The following is a 24,749-nucleotide window of genomic DNA, read 5'->3' as shown; positions in this document are numbered from 1 at the left end:
ACAGGTGCCCCTCTTTGTTTGCCGGGGAATGTAGGGTAACCGGGTGAACACTGGTTGGCACCTTGTGTGGTTTAGTTTACTTCCTTAAGGTATTTAATTAATTTAATCCGGATCTTTTCTCCCGGAACCTTTTGTGCCAGAACGTTTATTCCTGCTTCGCTGAGCTGAAGGATGCGTGGATAACCACCTGTAGTTTGGCAGTCTCTCATCAAAGCAATGATTTTTCCCGAGGGTGTTAACTGTACGGTTCCCGGGATCACAGGGGCAGTAATTATTGGTTCCAGATTATTTTTTAATTCCTCTTCAAACTGAATTCCCATACGGTTGCTGTTTCTTCCTACTGAAAAATGCGATTTTTGAAGCATATTTTTTTCGGTAGTTGAGAGCAGGTGAAATTCGGGTCCTGGAAAGGCTTCCACAATTTCTGAAGCCAAATGATCAAGTTCTCCTACAGACGAGAGACTGCTAATGCTTTTTTCATTAACTCCCAAAAAGGGCAATTTCATGCCTTTTTCCAGTCGGGAGAATTGAGTGATTCCCGGGCTCCAGCTCAAACTTCTCAATACTTCCTCTGTCTTAAATCCGTTTTTAATGGAGAGGTAGGCCCGGGATCCGGAAATTCTTTTTCCAAAGCTTAGAACCTGCCCTGCGCTGACTGAATAAACACGATTATTCCTTAGCTCCTCTTCATCAAGACGCGGTGAAAGTGAAGCTCCGGTGATAACGATTTGAGTAGGGCATAGAAATTTAAGTTTTGGTCCCTGTAGGGTTATCTCCATTACCGCCGTGTCGCGTTCCTGCTGCAAAAGAAGGTTAGCCAGTGCGGAAGCAGCATTATCCATTGGTCCCGATTGGGGAACTCCATACTTCCGGTACCCAAACCTGCCGCCATCCTGAATACTTGAAAACAGTCCCGGATGTAAAACTTCAACTTCAGCTTTCATCTTCTGCCATTTTAAACTTGAATTCCCCCGATTCGACCTGTTTTGAGATCTCCTCATGCTCTTCCCCACTTACAGGATAAAACCTGATCCTGTCTCCCGGCAAAAACGGACTTGGAGGATCTGAATGCACCTCAAAAAGTGGCACCGGAGAATTACCTATAATATTCCATCCGCCGGGGCTTTTTTGAGGGTAGATGCCAGTCTGTTTTTCACCTATTCCAACTGCCCCTTTTTGGACCTCCAAACGCGGCTCTTTCCGACGCGGAAAATGAAGCTCATCGGGTAGTCCCCCCAGGTATAGAAATCCGGGTAAAAATCCGATGAAATAGATCACATAATTTGCTGAAGAATGCAGCCGGATTATCTCCTCCCGGGAAAGGTTTTTCGCTGAAGAAATTTCAGCAAGGTCCAGTCCAAAACTCTCATCATAACACACAGGTATTCTAAATATCCTGCATTGAGATTTTTCCTGTATATTCGCTGTCTCAATCAGCTTTTCAAGCTCCCGAAAAGCACTATAAGCATCCTCTATAGACTCGTGCCAAGTAATTAATAATGAGTTGTATGTGTTAATTACCTCAACCTTTTCTTTAATTAATTTCTTCTGGATAATTTCTTTATAAAAAAGCACTTTCTGAAGCACCTCTGCGCTTATTTTCTGTTCAAATTCAACCAGATAAGCCCGCTCCCCCATCTTTCTGATCTTCGGGAAATGATCCATTATGCGTGAAGAATTTTGATGTTCCTGGACTGCAATTCTGAGTGTAAATATTTCAGAATTTCCACCGAATTTTTTGTGTCGCTGTGCAGACAAAAAGTGGTGGCAAAGCAGTCTATTTTTTCTTCTTTTTGACAGCTTATTTTTCCGTCAGAGATCATGGAAAAAAGGTGCTCCAAAACCTCTTCTTTTTTATTAATAACTGCGCCTTTTTCTACTCGTGAAACAAGGCTTCTGTCGGGGTTGTAATTCCTGTCTGCAAAGGCCTCGAATTTCACTTTCAGTTTACCTTCTGCAAGCCTGCAGATCTCAGAACCATAAGGAGCGTACAAGACAAGGTCATCTCCAAATTCGAGTACAGAATCGATTATGACCTGTGCGATTTCCTCATTTTTTTGAGCATCATTGTAAAGTGCACCATGAGGTTTTACATGCGTGAGTAAAGCTCCTTCAGCTTCTGTGATCTGTTTTAAAGTCATTATCTGTGCAACCAGGGAACGCTTAAGTTCCTTTCTGTTTATTTCTACAGAGATCCTTCCGAAGTTTTCCTTATCGGGGTACGAAGGATGAGCGCCTATTTCGACTCCATGTTCCATAGCAAGATCTACCGTATGCTGCATAGTTTCTAAAGTACCGGCATGTCCGCCACAGGCAATGTTGCAGGCAGAAATTAGAGGCATAAGCTCCTTATCATACTCCCCTCCTTCTCCAAGATCGCAGTTGATATGTATAATTTTCATACTAAAAGTTTTGAAGAACAGTGATTATTGACCTGGCACCCAGAAAGATAGTGATCCCGATTATGAGAAATCCGACTATATTGAGAAGCACAGAATTGCGCGAACTTCCCATGACTGCAGGACGGTTTACGATCCATAATAAAAATATGGCTACCACCGGGAGTAATAACCCATTAGCGACCTGGGCAAACCTAATGATTTCCACGGGCTGAAATCCCAGAGATGAAAAGATCATTCCCATTATAAGCACAAAGGCCCAAACCAGTTTGAACCTTACTGAAGTTAAGCTTTTTTTCCATCCCATACAACCGCTTACCACGTAAGCCGCTGCCAGAGGCGCAGTTATAGAAGAGGAAATTCCCGCTGCGAAAAGTCCCAGCGCGATAAACCAGGTGGCAAAACTCCCAAACAGCGGCTCCAGCCCCACGGCAAGATCGGCGGCCGTTGTCACATTTGTGACTCCCGAAGCTGCTGCAGTAACGACAATGGCAATAGAGACAATTCCGCCGAGACTTATGCTCCAAAAAAGCTCTTTTTGGGCAGTCTTTAAGGAGGATCTTTCCTTCCATTTTTCACTCACCAGGGAGGCGTGTAAAAAAAGATTATAAGGAACCACAGTTGTTCCGATCAAAGCCATGACAGTTAAGATACCCGCACCTCCTTTTGAGGGCACAAACAGGCCTGTAAACAATTCTGATAGCTTGGGCTGCGTCATTACTGCAGTTACAAGAAAAGATACACTCATAACGCCAACGAGCCCAATAAAAACCTTCTCGAGCAGCTTATAGTTCCCAATGGCAAGGAGGATAAAAGCTAACAGCCCAATCACCAGGCTCCACAGGTTAAGAGAAACAAAGCCGACATCAAGAATGTACGCAGGAACAACGGCAGATATCCCCAATACTGCTCCCGAAATATTTCCCGCTTCATAGGCGGCGTTACCAATTACAATCGCCGAAAATATCAGCAGAATAGAAAGGGTCTTAAAAAGGGGATTTTTGATCTCCTCTCTTATCACCTCGCTTAGCCCTTTCTGAGTAATTATGCCAACCCGTGCTGCCATTTCCTGCAGGATGATACAGGCTATTATTGAAAGAAGCAGTGCCCACAACAGTGCAAAACCAAATTCCACTCCTGCCAGAGTGCATACAGTAACTGTTCCCGGGCCAATAAAAGCTGCTGAAACTAAAATTCCCGGGCCTAATTCTTTAAACCAGTTCTTCAATTTTCTCCATTACTTTCCTGGATGGCATACAGCGCAAAGGATCCCAGCCAGTGACCACCTTCATAAGTGTCGCCAACCAGATTTGGAAATGAATGAGCTACATGTTTATCGGCCAGCGAACGTAAATGACCGTATTGGTCCGGATATTGATTTGCCAGCCCGTAGAGCACCCAGGCCCTGCTAAAGTTTAATCCGTCCAAATGCACCAGTTTACCATCTGTTCGATCTGTCACTTCAGCCACTTCAAGGGAGAAATCTTTGTTTTTAAGTTGCGGCATAAAATCTTCCATCCAAAGTCTGAAAGCGTTTTTTGCCAAAACCCGGCGCATAATATCAATTTCTGAAAAACAGGGTGATAGAAAATCAAAACCGCTGGGCTCCCACTCAACAGGACAATGATCATCATTTAAATAATAATCCCTGGACCTCTTATCTATCAGCATTTTAAGTTCTTCTCTATTCATTGCAATAGCATAATCCCTTGCCAGAACGAGAGCGAAAGCAGTATTCGTGTGTTCCCCTACACGTATAGGATAATTAAGTTTTGGAAGAAATCCTTTGAACTTCTCAACCATCAGGTTGGTAAGTGGCTGTAGATTTTTGCTTAATTCAGCTCCAAGAGGATCCTCCCAGGTCTCGAGCTCCTGCGCCAGTTTTAGTACCCATGCCCATCCATAGGTACGCTCAAAAGAGCTCTCCTGCTCATTGCTGAAGTAGCGGACTTCGGCCCGGATATTCTCTTCGGAAAGGGAAGCCTTTAGTTTCTTCCTTATTTCATCGGCTTTTTTAAGATCGGGAAATTGCTTAAGCAGACTTACAAGCGTCCAGTGTCCGTGAACAGAAGAATGCCAGTCAAAACAGCCATAGAACGCCGGATGCAGCTCTCTTGGCTCCCCAATCTCATCGGCTCCTGCGAGCGTCTGATTTAATTTATTTGGATATTCCACATTGAGGCAATCCAGCGGAAGCTGCGCGAGCTTGTTAGCTTCTTCCACAGTAAGTACTACAGATTTTGGTTTCTCCAGCATAGCAACAGCTTCATTTGCAAGGGTAGTATCCTGTCCCCTTTCGGCTTCTGAACTCGTTTCGTTGTCACCTTTACAACTTATCATAGCCAGTACGGCCATGCTAACAATTATTTTCTTCATATATTAATTTTAACCCAACCAACCTTCTCTGTCCAGGCTTCGGTATTGAATTGCTTCACTTATGTGAGCTCCTTTTATTGCTTCTGAATTATCCAGGTCGGCAATTGTTCTGGACACTTTTAAAATCCGATCATATGCCCGTGCGGACAAATTTAGTCTTTCCATAGCTACTTTTAATAAGCTCATAGAAGCAGCATCAAGAGCACAAAATTCTCTTATCTGTCTAACGCTCATCTGGGCATTGTAGTGTACCTTATCATTGCCGGCAAATCTTTCGGTTTGCTTTTGTCGGGCTGCAGTTACCCTTTTTCTTATCTCCAAACTACTTTCTCCCCGTCGTTCTTCGCTCAACTTTTCAAAAGGCACGGGAGTAACTTCTATATGTATATCTATTCGATCAAGTAAAGGTCCGCTAATTTTCCCCATATACCTCTGCATTTCTGAAGGAGAAGAAGTCATAGGGGAACCGGGATCATTGAAAAATCCGCTGGGACTTGGATTCATACTGGCAATCAGCATAAAGCTTGAGGGGTAGGTAACAGTAAATCTTGCTCGGGAAATGGTCACCTCCCTGTCTTCCAGAGGTTGTCGCATGACTTCCAGAACGCTTCTTTTAAATTCCGGAAGTTCATCCAAAAACAACACTCCGTTGTGGGACAGCGATATTTCACCCGGCTGCGGATAAGCCCCACCTCCAACAAGTGCCACATCTGAAATTGTATGGTGTGGGCTTCTGAAAGGCCGGTGAGCCATTAGCCCCACATTTTCCCTGACGCGCCCTACGACGCTATGGATCTTGGTAGTTTCTAATGCTTCATGGAGAGTCATTGGCGGCAGGATACTCGGCAGGCGTTTGGCCAGCATGGTTTTCCCTGAACCCGGAGGTCCTATGAGAATTATATTATGTCCGCCTGCAGCAGCTATTTCCATGCAACGCTTGATAGATTCCTGCCCTTTTACATCGGCAAAATCGTGTTCGGGATTTTCGAGTTCCTGATAGAATTCTTTTCGGGTATCGATCACAGTTCTTTCCATGGGTTCTCCCCTGTCAAAAAACCTGATCACTTCTTCTATATTTTCAATACCATAGACTTCCAGGCCAGAAACGATCGCTGCTTCTTTGACGTTTTGCTTCGGAAGTATGAAACCTTTAAAGCCTTCCTCCTTAGCTTTAATTGCAATAGGCAAGGCTCCTTTTATTGGTTGCAGGCTTCCATCAAGGGAAAGCTCCCCCATGATGATATAGTCACTAATATTGGTTGCTTTTATTTGTCCTGATGCCATCAGGATCCCCATGGCAAATGTGAGATCATAAGCCGAGCCTTCTTTCCGAAGATCGGCCGGAGCCATGTTTACTGTAATTTTCTTTCCGGGGAGACTGTAACCGACATTCTTTAGTGCGGCAGCTATACGATAGCTGCTTTCCTTCACTGCAATATCAGGGAGACCAACGAGATGGTAGCCAATACCGGTATCTACGTTTACTTCCACAGTAACTGTTGTGGCCTCAACTCCAAAAACTGCACTCCCGTAAACCTTTACCAGCATTAAAAAATCTTTTTTCTAAAAATAGTAAAATTTTCGGGTAAAGATTTTACTGCTGAATTTTAAACAGTTTTTTATGATTTCCCGTAAAAATAAAGAGGTGCCAAAAATGTCATTTTTGGTAGGTATTAAAGAAAAACGGCCACCGAAACCGGCAGCCGCTATTCAAAGAAATCTGGAAGGTAATTTATCTATTTTCCTACCACGTGCTTGCGGTAGTAATCTATAATTCCATCTATAGGTCTTTGCACAAAATTCCCCGGAGTTAACCTGTAGGGTTGCAGAGAGTCTTTTATAATGTCCTGGGAAAAATATGCGATTGATCCTACAAAGTGAATCGGCACATTTTGAGCTTCCTTAAAACATAATACCCGGTGCTCAATGAAGTTCTGCATACCTTCGGCGATGAGCTGATAGAAATACCCGTTACGCTCATTTTTAAAGATGAACTCTGCGAAATGAGCCAGGTAAGTATTAGGATTTTCCTTCTTGTAAATGTTCTCTTTTATAACATCTGAAGAAAGATCATATTCCTTTTCGAATCTTTCAGCCAGTGCTAAAGGCATTTTTTTGTAGTAGTAATCCCTGATAAGTCTTTTTCCGAAGTAATTTCCACTCGCCTCATCCATAAGAATATAACCCAGGGAATCAACGGCTGTTCTAATTGTGCTTCCGTCGTAGTAACAACTGTTGGATCCGGTACCGAGGATACAAACAATTCCAGGTTTATCTGTAACGGCATAGACTGCAGCTACCATATCTTCCTGAACCTCAACTTCACCGGCACCGGAGAAAAAAGCAGTAAGTATGGATTTTAATAAAGCGGTAGGTTTTGGAGTACCACAACCGGCGCCATAAAAGTGGACTTTTTCAACTTTGTCTTTGACCTGTTTAAGATCGAGGTTTTCATCCAGTCTATCCTGGAGTATTTCGGTTTTAAACACAGCAGGATTTAAACCTTTTGTACGTGTTTTTAATATTTGCTCTCCTTGCGAATCAAGTAGTATCCAATCACACTTCGTGGAGCCACCATCTGCTATTAAAATCATAATAGAAAATATCAAAAAGCCCTGATCACTCAGGGCTTTGAATTAAATTATTTAAGTGAAGCTACGTGAGCAGAAAGATCAACAAGTTTAGCTGAATAGCCGTACTCATTATCGTACCACGCTACTAACTTAAAGAAGTTGTCATTTAAGGCGATCCCCGCACCTGCATCAAAGTTACAGATGTAAGAGTTCGAAACGAAGTCCTGAGAAACCACCTGTTCTTCGGTATAGGAAACCAGACCTTTATACGCACCTTCCGAAGCTTTCTTAAACACGGCTTTTATCTGGTCGTAGGAAGCCGGCTTTTCGGTTCTAACCGTTAAATCAACCACAGAAACATCTGCTGTTGGTACTCTGAAGGCCATACCTGTCAATTTACCATCAAGTTTGGGTATTACTTTCCCAACCGCTTTAGCAGCTCCCGTTGAAGAAGGAATGATATTGATCAGTGCACTTCTACCACCTCTCCAGTCTTTCTTGGAAGGACCGTCTACTGTCATTTGAGTAGCAGTGGTGGCATGGATAGTTGTCATTAATCCTTCAACCAGGCCAAATTCATCATCAACGATCTTGGCAAGCGGTGCAAGACAATTGGTGGTACAAGAGGCATTTGAAACGATGGTATCTTCTGAAGTGATATCCTGATGATTCACTCCCATAACGAACATGGGGGCATCTTTGGAAGGAGCAGAAATAACCACCTTTTTAGCACCTGCAGTAAGATGTTTTGCTGCAGTATCCTTAGTGGTAAAAATACCTGTACAATCTATTATAATCTCGGCGCCAACTTCATCCCATTTAAGATCTTCAGGATTTTTCTCGGCAGTTATACGAACTGTTTTTCCATTCACTACCAGGTTTCCGCCTTCAATATCGACAGTGCCTTTAAAAGTTCCATGAACAGAATCATATTTTAAAAGATATGCTAAATGATCAACATCGAGCAGGTCATTAATTGCTACTATCTCAACATCTTCCCTCTCACTTGCAATTCTAAAGGCGATTCTACCAATACGCCCAAATCCGTTTATTCCTATTTTCGTACTCATAATAATTAATTTAATTTAAGGTTATACGGTTGTTATGTTTAACACCCGTCTCAATTCTTTATCCAGTGGTCTTGTACCTGAGATGGCTGTTTCAAAATCCACTGTAGTTACTACTTTATGTGTGATGCCAACCATCACTCTGTTTTCTCCCCGAAGCAAGGCTTCTACAGCACCAACCCCAAGTTTACTTGCCAGTACCCTGTCATAACAACTGGGAGCTCCTCCCCTTTGTATATGACCTAAGACTGATACTCTAATGTCATAGCCTTCCAGGTTCTGCCCAATATAATCGGCCAGTTCGAAGATATTCTTTCCGCTCTTTTCGCCTTCGGCTACAACTATAATGCTGGAAGTTTTTCCAGATTTCCTGCTCTTTTCAAGAGATTCCATCATTTTCTCAACTCCCATGTTCTCTTCAGGAATAAGGATCTCTTCGGCACCGGCACCAACTCCTGCATTTAAAGCAATATCTCCTGCATCCCGACCCATAACTTCCACAAGAAATAACCGGTCATGAGAACTTGCCGTGTCCCTTATCTTATCAATTGCGTCTACGACTGTATTCAAAGCCGTATCATAGCCTATGGTATAGTCGGTCCCATTAATATCATTGTCGATAGTACCGGGAATACCTACCACCGGAATCCCATGCTCCTGTTCAAGATAAATGGCTCCCGTAAAGGTTCCATCTCCTCCAATTACAATCAAAGCATCGACTCCCTCCTTCTTTAAGTGAGTAGCCGCTTTAGCACGACCTTCTTTAGTGCGGAATTCCTGTGAGCGGGCAGATTTAAGGAAGGTTCCTCCTTTATTGATAACATTCCTCACCGAGCGGGCAGTTAGTACTTCAAACTCGCCTTCTATAAGGCCCTGATAGCCTCTGTATATCCCTATACACTCGATATTATAAAATGAGCAACTTCTCACTACAGCTCTTATGGCTGCGTTCATTCCGGGGGCATCTCCCCCCGAAGTAAGTACTCCGATTTTTTGCATTTTCTCTAACATTGATGTAAAGCTATTTCAATTCTATAAGATAACCTAATCCGCAATAATTCTCAAACGTTTTCGGTTGATAAAAAAGAAAAAAGCTCCTTTTTAGGAGCTTTTTATAAATTTTTTGGTCAATTTTTTAATTATCTGCTAATATTACATATTCCCAAGGTGCAAAATGATATTCGTCATTTTCCTGCATAATAAAATCTTTTTTCCCCAAATAAGGATTCAGTTCTTCCTGCAGTTCAAGAGTGAATTTCGCCGGTTTATCAGACATGTTCGCTATATAAATAATTTTCTCTCCACCTTTTGACCTTTCAAAAGCAAGTACCTGGGTATCCAATGAAGTTTGCAACCTGTTGTATTCTGCTGCTTCCTTTCCTCCATGTAAGGCTTTGCTCTCATTTTTCAGCTTTCCAAGCTTCTCAAGAAGGGGCCACATTACTCCTTTTGTTTTTGGAATAGTATCCTTTTCGAAGAATTTCAGTCTGTGATCAAGATCGTATTCCTGGCCACTATAGATCAACGGCATTCCGGGAATAGTATAAGTTAGGGCGACCATTGCTTCGGCGGCTTCTCCCATCCTTTCCCTTACGGTACCACTCCAGGAATTTTCATCGTGATTGGTTACAAAGTTCATAAGGTAATCGTCCTCCTGGTAAGTTGTGTCAATCTTCTTCATATAATCATCCCAGGCATCCACAGTTGCTTTTCCCTGTGCGATCTGGTTCTTAATATGATGCCCTTCCCAGTTATAGCCCATTTGGAAAGCATTATGAAAAAGGTCCTTGTCCTCAGATTCCGCAAGCATGAATAAAGGTTTAGTTTCTTCGAGTCTCGGCACAGCCTGCTCCCAGAATTCGGTTGGAACTTCTCCTGCCACATCGGCTCTAAAGCCGTCGATATCATGTTCGTCTACCCAATATTTCATTTCGGCAGTCATAGCTTCCCATAGTTCCTTATTATCATAATTAAGATCGGCCACGTCTGTCCATCCCCAGGATTCTCCTGTGGAGGGGTTTAGTGGATCTACAGGCTCCCCCTGCTCATTCTGAGTGTAAAATTCCGGGTGTTCTTCAAGCCAGGGATGATCCCAGCCTGTGTGGTTGGCAACCCAGTCAAGAATTACATACATCCCGTTATCGTGGGCAGTTTGCACCAGTTCATCAAAATCCTCTTTGGTTCCGAATTCAGGGTTGATCCCCGTATAGTCGGCAATAGCATAATAGCTGCCGAGATATTTTTTTCTTTCCTCGGGATCTTCTATATCCTCAATGCTAAGGTCACCGGTTGCTTTCCTTTTAACTTCAGAAATAGGATATACAGGCATCAACCAAATGACTTTTACTCCAAGATCTTTTAGCTGTGGAATGTCCTTTGTAAAGGCTTCAAAAGTACCTTCAGGGGAATACTGGCGAATGTTTGCCTCATAAATTACAGCCGATTCCAGTACGTCATTGCTGATCGGTTCAATGCTTAATTCGTCCTGTACCTGCACCTGCGCGTCTTGTTCGGCTTCATTTTTACAGGAAGCCAGCATCAGGAAGCCTAATAATAGAATTGAAAATTTTTTCATGATATGTAGTTTAAATTATCGCATGATTACTAAATAATTGCTCCAAAATCTGAAACGTCAGAAAACTAATCTTTCGCCAGTAGCAGAATATCAAAATCAGAATCTATCTCGACTTTCCCTTCTTTCACTTCAAGTGAAGTATTGGAGTATTTATCGATAATTCTGTCTCCATTCTCAAAAGCTGAAGAAACATCAACAACTTTCCTTCCTTTTGGCAGGTCTATACCTATTACAACTTTATCTTTAAAATCTCCTGCGGTATAGGTACGGGAAAAATAATAAGGCTCTTCTGAGATCATTTCATGTTTCCCGGCTCCCACCGCTGGATGGGCTGCTCTGAACTGTCCTAATTTTTGCCAATGGCTAAGAACCTCTCCCACATGGTCATCTGCAGCAATCTGATCCCAATTCATATTAGAGCGCAGGTTGGCATCACCAATGGCTCCTTCAATAATTAATGAACGGGAAGATTCATCGCCATAATAGACCTGGGAAGTTCCCGGACTTAGTAACAGAATTGTTGCTGTTTCAAAAGGTTTCTCCCGTTCCTTATCAAAGGGATCGTGATCATCATGTGAGGTGAGGTAGTTTAACACCCAAAAATTCTCAAGATCTGAGTTTAGGATACCATCGTATCTGGTAAAAATGCTTTCAAGATCCTGTTGCCGGGCGTTCCATTTGAATTCAAAATTGATAAGGCTCTCGAAGCCATTATCAAAATAGTCAACTTTCTTATCCCCAAAATCAAAAGCCCGACCACTACTTATGCCGTAATTATATACTTCACCAACCATATAGAACTCATTGTCATCCAAAACCTTTTCCGGATTAAGGCGTTTATATTCTGCAAAAGCATGATCTGCTACTTGTCTGAATTCATTCCAAACATATTCTTCGGTGTGCTTTACGGTATCCACTCTGTAGCCGTCAATACCGAAATCTGTAATATAGTCTGCCAACCACTTCATGATGTAAAACCTGGGGGCACGTGGATGTCCTGTGCGCTCAAAGAATTCATCGAGTTCTGCTATCTCCTCTTCGTATCTGCCTTCAGCTTTCCATTTTTCCACAAGTTGAGGAGGCAGGTCTACTTCTTCATCACTTTCTGTTCTTATATCGGGTAAATTCTCAACCAGGGTGCAGGTTATGGTAGTTTCGTAATCCTGATAGGTACATGGAGTATGATTTCTCACCCACTCCTTCGGCCAAACAGGATCTTTCTCCGTCACAGGACCTGTGTGGTTGATCACTGCATCGAGCAGGATCCTTATTCCTTTGCTATGGGCAGCATCTACCAGTTCCCGCAGATCGTCTTCCGTTCCATAATTGGGATCTATTGCTGTCCAGTCTTTGGTCCAGTAACCATGATAGCCATAGGTTATCCCGGTTCCTTCATCTGTATAGCCGTGGATCTGTTCCACTACAGGAGTCATCCAGATAGTATTTATTCCCAGGTCTGTAAAATAGCCTTCATTGATCTTTTCAGTTATTCCTTTAAGATCTCCACCTTCAAAGCCCCGTAGGACGGCAGTCTCCTCAGTTCTTCCAAAATTTACATCATTTGAAGGATCTGCATTATTGAACCTGTCTGTCAATAAAAAGTAAACATTGGCTGCTTCCCACACAAAAGGAATATTACGTTCAGTAATTTCAATGTCAGCAGTTCTTCCATCTTTAGAACCTAAAGTATTACAACTGAGTACTGTCGATATTAATATTAAACCTAAGATCTTCTTCATCATAATCAATTTATTTTCAGAATAAGGGATTGCAGAGGTTCAAGGTTGATCTCGACCCTTCCCGTTCCCTTCTTTACTTTCAATTGGGTTATGTGATCATTGTAAAGCTGATCAACTAATGTGTAATTCCCATCCTCAAGCCCCAATAACGCTATTACTTCCTGCGGAACCATTAATTCAAATTCCTGACTGTTTTCTTCAAAATTTGAAACAATGATCAACTTCTCATCAGCACTCCAACGGGTGTAGGCCAAGACCTTATCTGAATAGTTAGTAGTATTCTGCCGGTTATGTTCATGCAGATCCCGGTACTCACCCATCAGCGCAGAGCTGTTTATGGTAAAATTCAACAATCGCTTATAGAAATCCCTAAGTTCTTTTTCTTCAGAAGTAGATTGACCACCGTCAAACTGTTTATCATTCATCCAGCGCTGGTGCGCAGGCACGCCTACATAATCAAAAATTGATGTTCTGGAAGGTTTTCCAAATCCTGCATCCTCAGCTCCCGGCTCTCCCACTTCCTGTCCAAAATAGATCAACGTTGGGGAAGTGCTGATCGTAGCAGAAACCACCATTGCCGGTTTCCCTTTAGCTGCACTTCCCGCAAATTCCGGACTTGCAATTCGCTGTTCATCATGATTCTCCAAAAAGTGAAGCATATGGTGTTCAATATCTTTCAATTCCTCCTGGATGGGTGGTATATTATCTGTGCTTCCCCTGCCCTGCATCACGTTCTTTATGGTGTCATACAATTGGACTTTATCATATAGACAGTCCATTTTTCCTTTTTTAAGGTAATCCCTGTACAGGTGAGGCTGGTAAACTTCTGCCAAAAGAAAGGCATTCGGATTTTTTGTTTTTATAGCTGAATTCAGGTAACTCCAGAATTCTACCGGAACCATCTCTGCCATATCAAACCTGAAACCATCCACGCCCTTTTCTATCCAGTATAGCGTGATATCCCTGAACCTGTTCCAGGAATCAGGAACTGTTTTATCACTCCAGAATTCAAAATGTGCCTTATAGTCCCTGTCCTCAAAACCGGCCGGTAATTCCGGAAATTCTCTTTTTCCATCAGGGGTTACTCCGTAATTGATTTTGACCGTTTCATACCAGTCATGCATATCCGGCTGGGATTCACGTGCACCATTACCGGTCCATTTTGCCGGAAATTCATCAAACTTACCGTCGACCAATGGACGATCCTCACCACCCAGGGGCTGGTAACCATCTCTCCATTCGGGAACCTGGAAAGCTTCTCCGGGATTATAGTAGAAATTGTTATTCACCTTATAGGTAACAGATTGATCATCGTTTACACCTAAAGTCTCTACTCCTTCCGGTTTATCCAATTCTTCATACTTCCGGGCAACGTGATTGGGAACTATATCTATAAGAACCTTCATTCCTGCCTTATGTGTACGTGCTATAAGCTCTTCAAACTCTTTCACCCTGCGGGCGGGGTCATCAGCAAGGTCAGGTTTAACACTGTAGTAATTCTTTACAGCATAAGGAGATCCGGCACGGCCTTTCACAACATCGGGATCATCGTTTGAAATTCCATACGCTGTATAATCTCTTATCACTGCATGCTGGGGAACCCCGGTATACCAGATGTGGGTAACACCCAGATCTTTGATTTCCCCGAGTGCTTTTTCAGAAAAATCACTGAATTTCCCTGCTCCATTTTCCTCAATTGTTCCCCAGGCTTTATTGGTAGTGTTTGTATTCCCATACAGACGTGTAAAAATCTGGTAGACCACTGCTTTTCCTTGGAACTCCTGATTTTCAGGAATTTCCCGGCTACCAGGTTGTAATTCATATTTACAGGCAGATAAGAGAAATGGAAAGAGAAGGACCAAACTGTATTTGATTTTGTTTAAGTTCATTTTAGGTTTAATAAAAAATTCAGATTTCCCATTTTATTCGAATCTGCGATTACAACTTTAGAGTGTAGCCTAAAGAAATTCAATTTTTATGGTGGTGAAATTACTTACATCAAATCTTACCGGAATCACCAGTTTTCCATTGTGCATGTAATTTTGTGCAGTGAATCTCAATGTATTCACCCGCACTACATCTACAGGTTTTACAAGATTTTCAATTATAATCTCGATCAACCGGATACTATCTGTAGCCTCCCCACCCTCTTCTTTTTCAACTTTTATATTTAATGTCTTAGGCTCAAGGCTGCTTGAAAAATGTATTATTTCATATTTCTTTTCCTCCAAAGCCAGCGGATTTTTACCATCGTCGTGATAGAGCATCCCGCTGCTTTCTTTTAAATCCTCATCGAAGTAGTAATGCACCTCCAGGGATTCAGCGGTATAATTGGCGGTAGTTTGCATAGGTTTAGCCATTGGAATAAACGCACCACCTCTCACAAAAGTTGGTGTATACTCTTCCTTTAGCTGAACGTTGGCAGTACTTCCAGCAACGTATTTTTCTCCTGTATAAAAGTCGAACCAGTTCGAGTGCTTCGGAAAATAAACTTCCTGTTCAACGATATTCTCCTGAAGGATAGGAGAAACCAGAAAATCATTTCCCCATAAATACGTACCGGCAACCGAATAAAGCCTGAAATTATCAGGCTCTTCAAAGAACAAGGGCCTCATAAGCGGTAATCCTTCTGAAGCATTTCGGAATGCCAGGGTATAATTATATGGAAGTAATTTGTAACGGAGTTCTATAGCCTGTTTGGACAGTTCTTTTGTCCGCGGTTCCCGAAAAACAGGTTCCGATGGCACGGCTTCCTGTGCATGCGGCCGGTAGATGGGTTGAAAAACCCCGTACTGCATCCACCTCACGTATAGCTCATCATTGACATGATCACCCGCAAAGCCTCCAAGATCTGAGTGCATATAAGCCAGCCCCTGAAGTCCCATTTGCAGGGAAATTTCCGGTTGTGATTTTAATCCGCCCCAACTTCTGCCCACATCTCCCGACCATGGGATGAGTCCGTACCGCTGGGATCCGGCTGCACCGGCCCGCATCAGAATAAATGGTCTTTGGTCAGGAAAATCCTCCCTGTAGCCCTCATATACCATTTTTGCCCAGTAGTGGCCGTAGATATTATGCATCTCATTAGCTGTACCTGTAGCATGGATCAGGTTTTCGGGATGAACTTCCGGTTCTCCCAGGTCACCCCACCAGCCTCCTACTCCCATTTCGGTAAGGTCTTTATAAATATTCCAGAACCAATCCCTGGCCTGTGAATCAAAAATGTCAATTAAGCCTGTGTTTCCGAAGTAGAAATCGTAGGTGTATGGATTCCCTAAAGAATCTTTCGCCAGCACATCATTCTCAACCGCCTCCTCCCACCTTTTGGAAGTGGTAAGAATAAAAGGCTCTGTCACAAGTATCGTTTTCACTCCATCCTTTGCCAGATCGTTTATCATTTCTTCGGGTTTTGGAAACGAATCGGTCACAAATTCGAGGTTTCCCATAGTTCCTGTGATCTCATGACCAAACCAGAACAGATCTATAATTACGGCATCAACAGGAATTTCCTCTTCTCTGAATTTCTCAATGGTATTCTCCACTTCTGCACGGGAATGATACCCAAACCGACTGGAGAAATTTCCGAAAGCCCATCGGGGCGGCATGGGCTGCCTGCCCGTCAACAAAGTGTAATTTCCAACAATAGCTTCCCATGTCTTTCCAACGATCAACTGGTAAGTCTTCCTTCCGCTGATGGTTTCGTAGGTGATCGTATTGCTGTGTTCACTGTCAAGATCCAGATAGCCTATAGGTGCGTTGTCAAAATGCAAAGCATATTTTTCTGAAGAAAGTACAACGGGCAAAGTGTAGTTCAAAAGCTCACTTTTGGTACCATAGCCATAGTGCGCTCTATTGTACAGTTGCAACCTGTTGCCCCTGCGGTTCATGCCAAGAGCACGGGCGCCACCTCCCATAAGAACTTCAGATTCTGTGATATTAAAATCCAGCTTCTCGTGAAGCTCAGATTTTGAATAACCTGTTTTTTCTGAGATCACTTTTTCAGCATTGTAAAAATAAGTCACCTGAAATGGTATTTTTGACACCACTATATCCAGTCCTTCTGAATCTATGGTAATGGAATTTCCGTTTTCATTAAGTTTATAAGAAACTTCTAATGGTTCCAGAACTACAGCATGAGATTTTGACTCAAAAGTTTCTCCGGAAGGAATAAAAGAAGTCTCCACAATTTCAGGAGTGAAATATCTAAACTGATATTTCCCATCATTCGTCATGATCTCCACTCCGTTTTCGGTATCAGTGAGGCCCACAAAAGTCCTGTCCGCATTTTGTGCAATAGCAGACAGGGAGAGGAAAAAAACAGCACTCAAAAATATCATTTTTGAAGCCTCTTTAAAACCTAAGGTCATTTCAGTTTATTTTAATTCAACTACAAGCGAAGTCTTTCCTGCTATTTCCAGTGAATCCTTCAATTGCAACTGCTCCCCGGTAATGATCTCTGTTCCGGAAACAGCTCCTGCAAGACCTTCAGAAAAACGATCAAGACTGAATGCCTGAGCTTCGGGATTGTTGTTGATCACAACCATCACACGATCTTCAGTATTATACCTGAAGTAGACATATACATTGTTTTCAGGAATATAGTGCAGCAGTTTTCCGGTGTGCAGTACCTCGTTTTTTTTGCGGTAATTCAGTAGCTTTTTAGTGAAAGAATGATACTCATTTTGTTCACTTGTTCTTCCTTCCTCCGTAAAAGCAGATTGCTCATCTCCTGCCCAACCTCCCGGGAAATCGCGGCGAATGTCTGCATCTCCCTTTGCCGGCTTGTCCCCGCGCATTCCAATTTCATCACCGTAATAAAGCTGCGGAGTTCCACGTGTTGTCAATACCAAAGTCATTGCCAGCTTATACTTTTGCAGATCTCCATCATATTCTTCATTGATGCGGTTTGTATCATGATTTCCCGCAAATACCAAGAGGTTGTCTGTATCTGCATAGAGGAAATCATTAGCGAAGTTTTCATAAGCCCGAACCATTCCGCGGTCCCAGCCCATTTCATCTTCATTATACATTACCATTAATGCGTCATGGAGTGTAAAGTCCATTACCGAAGGCAAATAAGTATTGTAGCTTTGGATGGCACCAATGGGAGAATCTTTTTGCCAGTAAGAGATCTGTGCCTGGTCGTGCATCCATACTTCCCCAACGATATTAAAATTTGGATATTCATCCATGATGGCTTTTGTCCATTTCGAAATTCCGTCCTTGTCGTTATAAGAATAGGTGTCTACTCTAAACCCATCAAGACCTGCATATTCGATCCACCAAATGGCATTTTGGGTAAGATAGTTTAGCACCAGCGGATTACTCTGATTAAGATCGGGCATTGTAGAAACAAACCAGCCGTCTTCATTTAATTTCCTGTCGATATCGGCACGATTAGGATCGAATTGGGTAGTCATGCGGTAATTGGAATTCTTGTAACCAGGGAACTGGTGGATCCAGTCATAGGTAGGCAGGTCATCCATCATCCAATGCTCTCCTCCCCAATGGTTTGTCACATAATCCATGATCAACTTCATATCCCGCTTATGCATCTCATTGGCCAGCCTGCGGTAATCTTCATTGGTTCCATATCTTGGATCAATTCTGTACACATCACTTTGTGCATAGGTATGATAAGAATATGCCGGATCATCGTCCTCAAGTAAGGGAGTGCTCCAAATAGCTGTAACTCCCAAATCTTCCAGGTAATCAAGGTTTTGAATAACTCCTTCTATATCACCGCCGTGACGACCACCAGGTTTGCTGCGATCTGCCTTTTCCTGCAGTTGAGGATGAGAATCATTAGCGGGATTCCCGTTGGCAAACCTGTCGGGCATAATAAGATAAATAGCATCTGAGGAGTTAAAACCTTCCCGGAGCGCAGACCCTTCATCCCGTTTTTTTAGTTCATAGCTGTGTGAGAAGCTTTTTTTCCCCTTTTTCGAAAACCTGATATCATAATTGCCCGGATCTAAACCTTCAGTTTGAACAGTGACAAAAACGTAATTAGGATTTTCGGTTTTTCTGATATTGCTAATCACCATTTCTTTAGGAGCAGAAACCTGATATTCAGCAATATTCTTTCCGTAGAACATAACCTGAACTTCAGACAGATTCATATCACTCCACCAGAACGGCGGCTCAACCCGGTCGATTTGTGCTGTAAGCGAAAAGCTCACAACAAACATCAAAACGAAAACAATTCTCTTCATAAGTCAGATTTTAAACAGTTAAAGGTACGCTGGGCTTAACTTCTACAGTATTTTCTTTTACCAGGATCTTAAGGGATTCATTACCTTCAAGAGTAAAACTGGTTTTTCCCGGAGCAACATTGATCTTTAAGATTTTATCCCTGAAATTAATTTTAAAGGAGTAGCTTTCCCATCCTTCAGGAATACGCGGATTAAATGACAGTTTTCCATCGACTACCCGCATACCACCAAAGCCTTCCACAATGCTCATCCAGGTACCTGCCATACTCGTAATGTGGCAACCTTCCTTCACCTCGTTATTGTAATCATCAAGATCCAGTCTTGAAGTCCTCAGATAAAATTGATATGCCTGTTCCATTCTGCCTAGTGCCGCAGCCTGAATGCTGTGAACACAGGGAGAAAGAGAAGATTCGTGAACAGTTAAAGGTTCATAGAAATCAAAATGCTTCTCCATATCTTCTAAAGAGAAATGATCTTCGAAAAAGTAGAAGCCTTGTAAAACGTCTGCTTGCTTAATATAGCAGGAGCGAAGAATTCTATCCCAGCTCCATTTCTGATTAATTGGGCGCTGTGAACGCGGAAGCTCACTTACGGGAATGATCTCCTTATCCAGGAAGTTATCCTGCTGCAGGAATACCTTGTATTCTTCGGAATAAGGGAAGTACATCTTTTCAGAAACTTCCCTCCACCTCGAAATTTCCTCATCCTGCAGACCTGTTTTCTTCATTACCCGCATGTAATCTGAAGAAAATTCCTTTTCGACCCTTTCCATCGATGCAAGGCAGTAATCAATACACCATTTTGCAATATAGTTGGTGTACCAGTTATTATTCACATTATTCTCATATTCATTTGGACCGGTCACACCCAATATCACAAACTTGTCTTTTTGTGTACTGTAATTGGCGCGTTGCTGCCAGAAACGTGCAATGGCGATCATCACCTCAAGACCTTTTTCGGGTACATAACTGAAATCTCCGGTGTAATCTACATAACGTTTGATGGCAACTACCATAGCTCCGTTCCTGTGGATCTCTTCAAAGGTGATCTCCCACTCATTATGACTTTCTTCCCCGTTCATAGTCACCATGGGGTATAAAGCTGCGCCATTCGTAAATCCGAGCTTTTCAGCATTTTCTATTGCTTTTCCAAGGTGATTATACCGGTAAGTAAGAAGATTACGGGCCACCTCATGATTTTTTGTAGCCATATAAAAAGGAATACAGTAGGCTTCGGTATCCCAATAAGTGCTTCCACCATACTTTTCACCGGTGAATCCTTTAGGGCCAATATTAAGCCTGGCATCTTCCCCTAAATAAGTCTGATTTAGCTGGAAGATATTGAATCTTATTCCCTGCTGGGCTTTCACATCTCCTTCTATAGTGATGTCGGCCATTTCCCAAATTCCTGCCCAGGCATCTTTTTGCTCCTGAAGCAGTTTGTCATAACCTGCGGGAACTGCATCATCAAGAACATTTTTAGCTGCATCTATAAGATCATTCCGCTTGTGATTCATATCGGTTACATAGCCTCCAAATTTATGAAGAGCCACTTTTTCACCTTTTTTAGCTTCTGTAGTATACCTGAAGATCACCTTCTCATCAAAACTTACTTCTATAGGCTCTGTTTTCACAGCCTTAGCATTCTTAAAGAGTTTTGACTGCATAAAAGCAGTAGCATGAAACTCAGTTTTTAATGTCTTGGCTGTAATAAAAGCCTGTTCGTTTTCAAATTTCACTTCCAGGGTCTTCCAGAATTTCTCTTCCCAGTTCGCATCTTCATTCGTAATTCCACTATCCAGATATGGTTCAAAAATGATAGTGGCATCAGAGTTTTTCACCTCCAAATCATAATTTATCACTCCCAGCTCATTTCGCTTTAGAGAAAGAAATCTTACAACCTTCACCGCCACTTCCATTTCATTTGGCATAATGGCAGTAAAACTGCGCTCATACCAGCCTTCCTTCATATTGAGTTCTCTGCGAAACCCGCGGATCTCCTTACAAGCGTCCAGATCAAGAACTTCTCCGTTGATAAAAACGTTGATCCCAATCCAGTTTGGGGCATTAAGAACCTTAGCGAAATACTCCGGATAGCCGTTCTTCCACCAGCCCACTTTAGTTTTATCGGGGTAGTAAACTCCGGCAATATAGCTTCCCTGGAAGGTATCTCCGGAATATTCTTCTTCAAAATTAGCGCGTTGTCCCATTGCTCCGTTTCCGAGACTAAAAAGACTCTCGGAAGCTTCCACACGCTCTGCATCAAATCCTTCTTCCAGAATTGACCAATTATCGGGTATTATATAATCCTGATTCATTTCTTTATTTACTAACAATTTTCTTTATAAATTCTAAATCTATTTCTGCCAGGTCGGCAAAATTGTAATCTGCCTCCTTCAGTATATTTTTATCTCCTATTCCAATGCTGATCATATCAGCACGATTAGCCGCCTGGATCCCTGCTACAGAATCTTCGAATACAATACATTCCTTTGGAGGTATTCCAAGTTTTTCTGCAGCAATAAGAAAAACTTCTGGATCGGGCTTGGCCTTTGTTACGTCATTGCCGTCAACAATAGCCTTAAATTTATCCTCTATTTGCAGTCCCCTTAAAATCGGGCGGGCATTTTTACTGGCTGAGCCTAAGGCAAACGGAATATTATTTTCGGTAAGGTAATCCAGGATCTTCTTAATTCCGGGTAATAGATCCTCCTCATTCATATGGGCTATTCTCTGAAGATAGTCTTCGTTTTTAGAAGCCATGAGTTGTTCAAATCTGTCTTCAGCTACCGTTTTATTACCCCACCCCAATATATATTTAAGGGAATGAACCCTGCTTACTCCTTTTAATTGTTCGTTCTGCTCAATACTTATATCAAATCCCAGATCGTTGGCAAGTTTTCTCCATGCCAAATAATGAAATTTAGCTGTGTCAACAATTACACCGTCGAGGTCGAAGATTATTCCTTTTGAATTATTCATGTAAATCGAGTTTCCTGTTTGTTCTAACCCTCAATGTTAATAGTCCGGAAAGGATCATGGCAAATCCACCTATTATTAAAGCATAGACGGGTTGGTTTGAAAAAAGTTCTTTAACTAAGTATCCTAAAATTGTGGCGGCAACAATTTGAGGGATCACAATGAAAAAATTGAAAACGCCCATGTAGTAACCCATTTTTGCAGAGGGCAATGATCCCGAAAGCATGGCGTAAGGCAGGGAAAGAATACTCGCCCATGCTACTCCTACTCCCACCATAGACAGGAGCAGTCCTGCTTTACTTGAAAGAAAATAAATGGAAATCAAACTTATTCCTCCAATAAGAAGAGCTAAAAGGTGAGTTACTTTATTACTTGTTCTCTTTGCGAGTACAGGTAAAAGAAAAGCTACAGCTGCGGCTACACCGTTGTAAACAGTAAACATAACCGGCACCCAGTCGGCTGCATCGTTATAAAAAGCCGAAGTGGGATCTGAAGCTCCAAAGACATGCCCTGTCACAGCAGCAGTAGTATAGATCCACATGGAAAAAAGTGCAAACCAGGAAAAGAACTGCACCCATGCCAGCTGCTTCATTGTCTCGGGCATGTTGAGCATATCTGTCACAATAGTTGTAAATCCATTCTTTATTTTCTGCTTACGAAGTATGGATGTGATCATGAATAACACACCAGCAACAATAAGTCCGACAAATAAAATATAAAGTTCCTGTGTATATTGATTGATATAGATGTACCAGGTAACCAGAGCTCCAATAACTGTCATACCTATGCCGTAATACAGTTGTAATTTAATATTACGGTCTCTTTGTTCCCTTGTTTCCTGGACGGGTGCTATTTTTTTATCGGCTCTTTCAAAAGCGGCCAGTTCTTCAGGTGAATATTCTTTAGATTTTAGTACTGTCCAAAGTACAGCTAGAAAAAAGACTATCCCTCCAACATAAAAGGACCATTTAACGGAATCTGGGATGACCCCTTCGGGTGCTGTATTACTAATTCCAAACCAATTAGAGAACATGTATGGCAGTAAAGATCCAACCACTGCTCCAATTCCTATAAAGAAGCTCTGCATGGAAAAACCAAGGGTTCTCTGTTTAGCCGGTAAATTATCTCCAACAAAAGCCCGGAAAGGTTCCATGGAAATATTTATTGAAGCATCCATGATCCATAGCATACCTGCCGCCACCCACAAGGTGGGGGAATTAGGCATAATGAATAAGGCTATAGAAGAAAGAATGGCGCCGACTAAGAAGTATGGCCTGCGTCTACCCAGACGGGTCCACGTTCGGTCACTAAAATACCCTATAATGGGTTGCACCACAAGACCGGTGACCGGTGCCGCGATCCACAGAATAGGAATTTGATCCACATCTGCTCCAAGGGTTTCAAAAATTCGGGATGTATTGGCGTTTTGCAGAGCAAAACCGAATTGTATACCTAGAAATCCAAAACTCATGTTCCAGATCTCCCAAAAACTCAATGTGCGTTTTTGCATTATCGTAGTATTAGATTACGATAAGCTTTTTAGACTTATCAAAACTTATTAAAGGGGAGTAGAAATACAAGTTTTGATAAAAATCCCGACAAAGATAATAAATAAATTTATTCTACCGGGGTTTTTGTTTTTTGACTGGATTCTCTTTCTATTAAACTGGTCTTTATTATAGCAGTTTGAAACCGCTCCTCATCCACTGGTTTTTCAAGTCGTTCGATTAAAAGTTCTGCTGCTTTTGCACCCATTTCGGCTCCGTGTTGGTTGACAGTGCTTAAGGAGGGAATAAAACGCCGGGAGAGCTCTCCGTCAGAAAAACTAAAAACCAGGACATCCCGGGGTACAGAAAGACCTTTTAAATGTAAGGCTTTAATTGCGCTGGTGGCAAACTGTTCATTTACAGCAAATACACCATCTATTTCCCGGGTTCTTAAAAATTCATTGATCTCTTCCTGGCTTTGATCCACATCCTCAATTTTTAAGATCAGGTCTTCATTTATGACCATATTATTTTTTCCAAGTGCCTCAAGGTACCCCCTGGTCCTCAATTTTCCCACACTCACATAATCTACAGTAGTTATTATGGCGATTTTTTGACAACCGGAATCAATGAGGTGCTGGACTGCATTTTGCGCTCCTTCGGAGTCATCAATGATAACTTTGTCGCAAACGATCTGATCCACTACCCTATCGACCAAAACGATTGGCATTCCCTGGTTTATAGCTTCCTGAAGGTGATGATAATCCTCTCGCTGCTGTGTTTCCTTTGCGACAGAAAGAATGAAACCATCTGTACTTCCATTAGCAAGCATTTCCATGTTCATCACCTCCCGGTCAAAGGAATTATTTGATAAACATATGATAACGTTATACCCTTTTTGATTTGCTACCTGCTCAATTCCACTAATTACAGTGGCAAAAAAATCATGAACGATCTCGGGTAGAACCAGACCTATTGTCCTGGTCTTTCTATTCTTGAGACTTAAAGCTATGTTGTTGGGTTTGTAATTATAGAGTTTGGCAAAAGCCTTTATTTTTAGACGGGTTTCTTCACTTATCTCCACACTATCACGTAAAGCTTTAGAAACAGTTGAGACAGAGACGTCAAGCTCTCTTGCGATTTGTTTGAGGGTAAGTTTTGGCTTCATAATTTATGAATCAAGTAATTGAGAACAGGTAAAAATGACAAATTTATGATAAATCAAAGTTAAATTGAATAATTATAAAAGTTTTCAACACGAAATCGTTTTCGGCCGCTCTCGCCGCCATTTAATACCTGCCCGTCTTTTTAAAATGAGTACTTTTAATGCCGGGAAGTAG

The 24,749-nt window shown here is 42.1% G+C and carries 18 protein-coding genes; all 18 read right to left on the bottom strand.

The genetic code is table 11. The annotated features are described in order from the left end of the window. Nucleotides 1–71: 71 nt before the first annotated feature. Nucleotides 72–944, bottom strand: a complete 873-nt coding sequence (locus G564_RS0100625; RefSeq protein ID WP_029035951.1) for a 5-oxoprolinase subunit C family protein — start codon at nt 942–944, stop codon at nt 72–74. Next, the gene (gene pxpB / locus G564_RS0100620; RefSeq protein WP_037373234.1) at nt 934–1,665 is read right to left on the bottom strand and encodes a 5-oxoprolinase subunit PxpB; all 732 of its coding nucleotides are present in this window, start codon (nt 1,663–1,665) and stop codon (nt 934–936) included. Before pxpB ends, G564_RS0100625 begins: the two co-directional genes overlap by 11 nt. Beyond that, nucleotides 1,665–2,402: a 5-oxoprolinase subunit PxpA gene (pxpA, locus tag G564_RS0100615; RefSeq protein ID WP_029035949.1), complete on the bottom strand. Its 738-nt coding sequence runs from the start codon at nt 2,400–2,402 to the stop codon at nt 1,665–1,667. The genes pxpB and pxpA overlap by 1 nt, the downstream gene beginning before the upstream one ends. Nucleotide 2,403: 1 nt before the next feature. Continuing rightward, nucleotides 2,404–3,627, bottom strand: a complete 1,224-nt coding sequence (locus G564_RS0100610) for an Nramp family divalent metal transporter (RefSeq protein WP_029035948.1) — start codon at nt 3,625–3,627, stop codon at nt 2,404–2,406. Further along, nucleotides 3,624–4,775: a DUF2891 domain-containing protein gene (locus G564_RS0100605; RefSeq protein ID WP_029035947.1), complete on the bottom strand. Its 1,152-nt coding sequence runs from the start codon at nt 4,773–4,775 to the stop codon at nt 3,624–3,626. The genes G564_RS0100610 and G564_RS0100605 overlap by 4 nt, the downstream gene beginning before the upstream one ends. A 9-nt stretch (nt 4,776–4,784) precedes the next feature. Next, nucleotides 4,785–6,323 carry a YifB family Mg chelatase-like AAA ATPase gene (locus tag G564_RS0100600; protein ID WP_029035946.1) on the bottom strand — a complete coding sequence of 513 codons (1,539 nt, stop codon included), beginning with the start codon at nt 6,321–6,323 and terminating at the stop codon, nt 4,785–4,787. Between the two features lie 188 nt (nt 6,324–6,511). Further along, nucleotides 6,512–7,369, bottom strand: coding sequence for a BadF/BadG/BcrA/BcrD ATPase family protein (locus tag G564_RS0100595; RefSeq protein WP_029035945.1), 858 nt, complete (start codon nt 7,367–7,369; stop codon nt 6,512–6,514). Between the two features lie 47 nt (nt 7,370–7,416). Then, nucleotides 7,417–8,418 (bottom strand): type I glyceraldehyde-3-phosphate dehydrogenase, encoded by a 1,002-nt coding sequence (gene gap, locus G564_RS0100590; RefSeq protein WP_029035944.1) that lies wholly within the window; start codon nt 8,416–8,418, stop codon nt 7,417–7,419. A gap of 21 nt (nt 8,419–8,439) precedes the next feature. Next, nucleotides 8,440–9,426 carry a 6-phosphofructokinase gene (pfkA, locus tag G564_RS0100585; RefSeq protein ID WP_029035943.1) on the bottom strand — a complete coding sequence of 329 codons (987 nt, stop codon included), beginning with the start codon at nt 9,424–9,426 and terminating at the stop codon, nt 8,440–8,442. Between the two features lie 124 nt (nt 9,427–9,550). Beyond that, nucleotides 9,551–10,990, bottom strand: a complete 1,440-nt coding sequence (locus tag G564_RS0100580; protein WP_029035942.1) for an alpha-amylase family glycosyl hydrolase — start codon at nt 10,988–10,990, stop codon at nt 9,551–9,553. Nucleotides 10,991–11,055: 65 nt separating this feature from the next. Further along, nucleotides 11,056–12,729 carry an alpha-amylase family glycosyl hydrolase gene (locus G564_RS0100575; RefSeq protein ID WP_029035941.1) on the bottom strand — a complete coding sequence of 558 codons (1,674 nt, stop codon included), beginning with the start codon at nt 12,727–12,729 and terminating at the stop codon, nt 11,056–11,058. 5 nt (nt 12,730–12,734) lie between these two features. Further along, nucleotides 12,735–14,618, bottom strand: a complete 1,884-nt coding sequence (locus tag G564_RS0100570) for an alpha-amylase family glycosyl hydrolase (protein WP_029035940.1) — start codon at nt 14,616–14,618, stop codon at nt 12,735–12,737. 69 nt (nt 14,619–14,687) lie between these two features. After that, on the bottom strand, nt 14,688–17,096 hold the full coding sequence (locus G564_RS18200; protein ID WP_051205208.1) for a glycoside hydrolase family 31 protein: 2,409 nt from the start codon (nt 17,094–17,096) through the stop codon (nt 14,688–14,690). 6 nt (nt 17,097–17,102) lie between these two features. After that, entirely contained in the window at nt 17,103–18,944 is a 1,842-nt protein-coding gene (locus G564_RS0100560) for a glycoside hydrolase family 13 protein (protein ID WP_029035939.1), read from the bottom strand. Between the two features lie 10 nt (nt 18,945–18,954). Continuing rightward, nucleotides 18,955–21,261 carry a glycoside hydrolase family 65 protein gene (locus tag G564_RS0100555; protein WP_029035938.1) on the bottom strand — a complete coding sequence of 769 codons (2,307 nt, stop codon included), beginning with the start codon at nt 21,259–21,261 and terminating at the stop codon, nt 18,955–18,957. A 4-nt stretch (nt 21,262–21,265) separates the two neighbouring features. Continuing rightward, nucleotides 21,266–21,925: a beta-phosphoglucomutase gene (pgmB, locus tag G564_RS0100550; RefSeq protein ID WP_029035937.1), complete on the bottom strand. Its 660-nt coding sequence runs from the start codon at nt 21,923–21,925 to the stop codon at nt 21,266–21,268. Next, nucleotides 21,918–23,432 (bottom strand): MFS transporter, encoded by a 1,515-nt coding sequence (locus tag G564_RS0100545; protein ID WP_029035936.1) that lies wholly within the window; start codon nt 23,430–23,432, stop codon nt 21,918–21,920. The genes pgmB and G564_RS0100545 overlap by 8 nt, the downstream gene beginning before the upstream one ends. A gap of 107 nt (nt 23,433–23,539) precedes the next feature. Further along, nucleotides 23,540–24,577, bottom strand: coding sequence for a LacI family DNA-binding transcriptional regulator (locus G564_RS0100540; RefSeq protein WP_029035935.1), 1,038 nt, complete (start codon nt 24,575–24,577; stop codon nt 23,540–23,542). Nucleotides 24,578–24,749: the final 172 nt, after the last annotated feature.

This window comes from Salinimicrobium xinjiangense DSM 19287 (assembly GCF_000423585.1).
Lineage (GTDB): Bacteria > Bacteroidota > Bacteroidia > Flavobacteriales > Flavobacteriaceae > Salinimicrobium > Salinimicrobium xinjiangense.
This window is presented reverse-complemented; position numbering and strand designations above follow the sequence as displayed.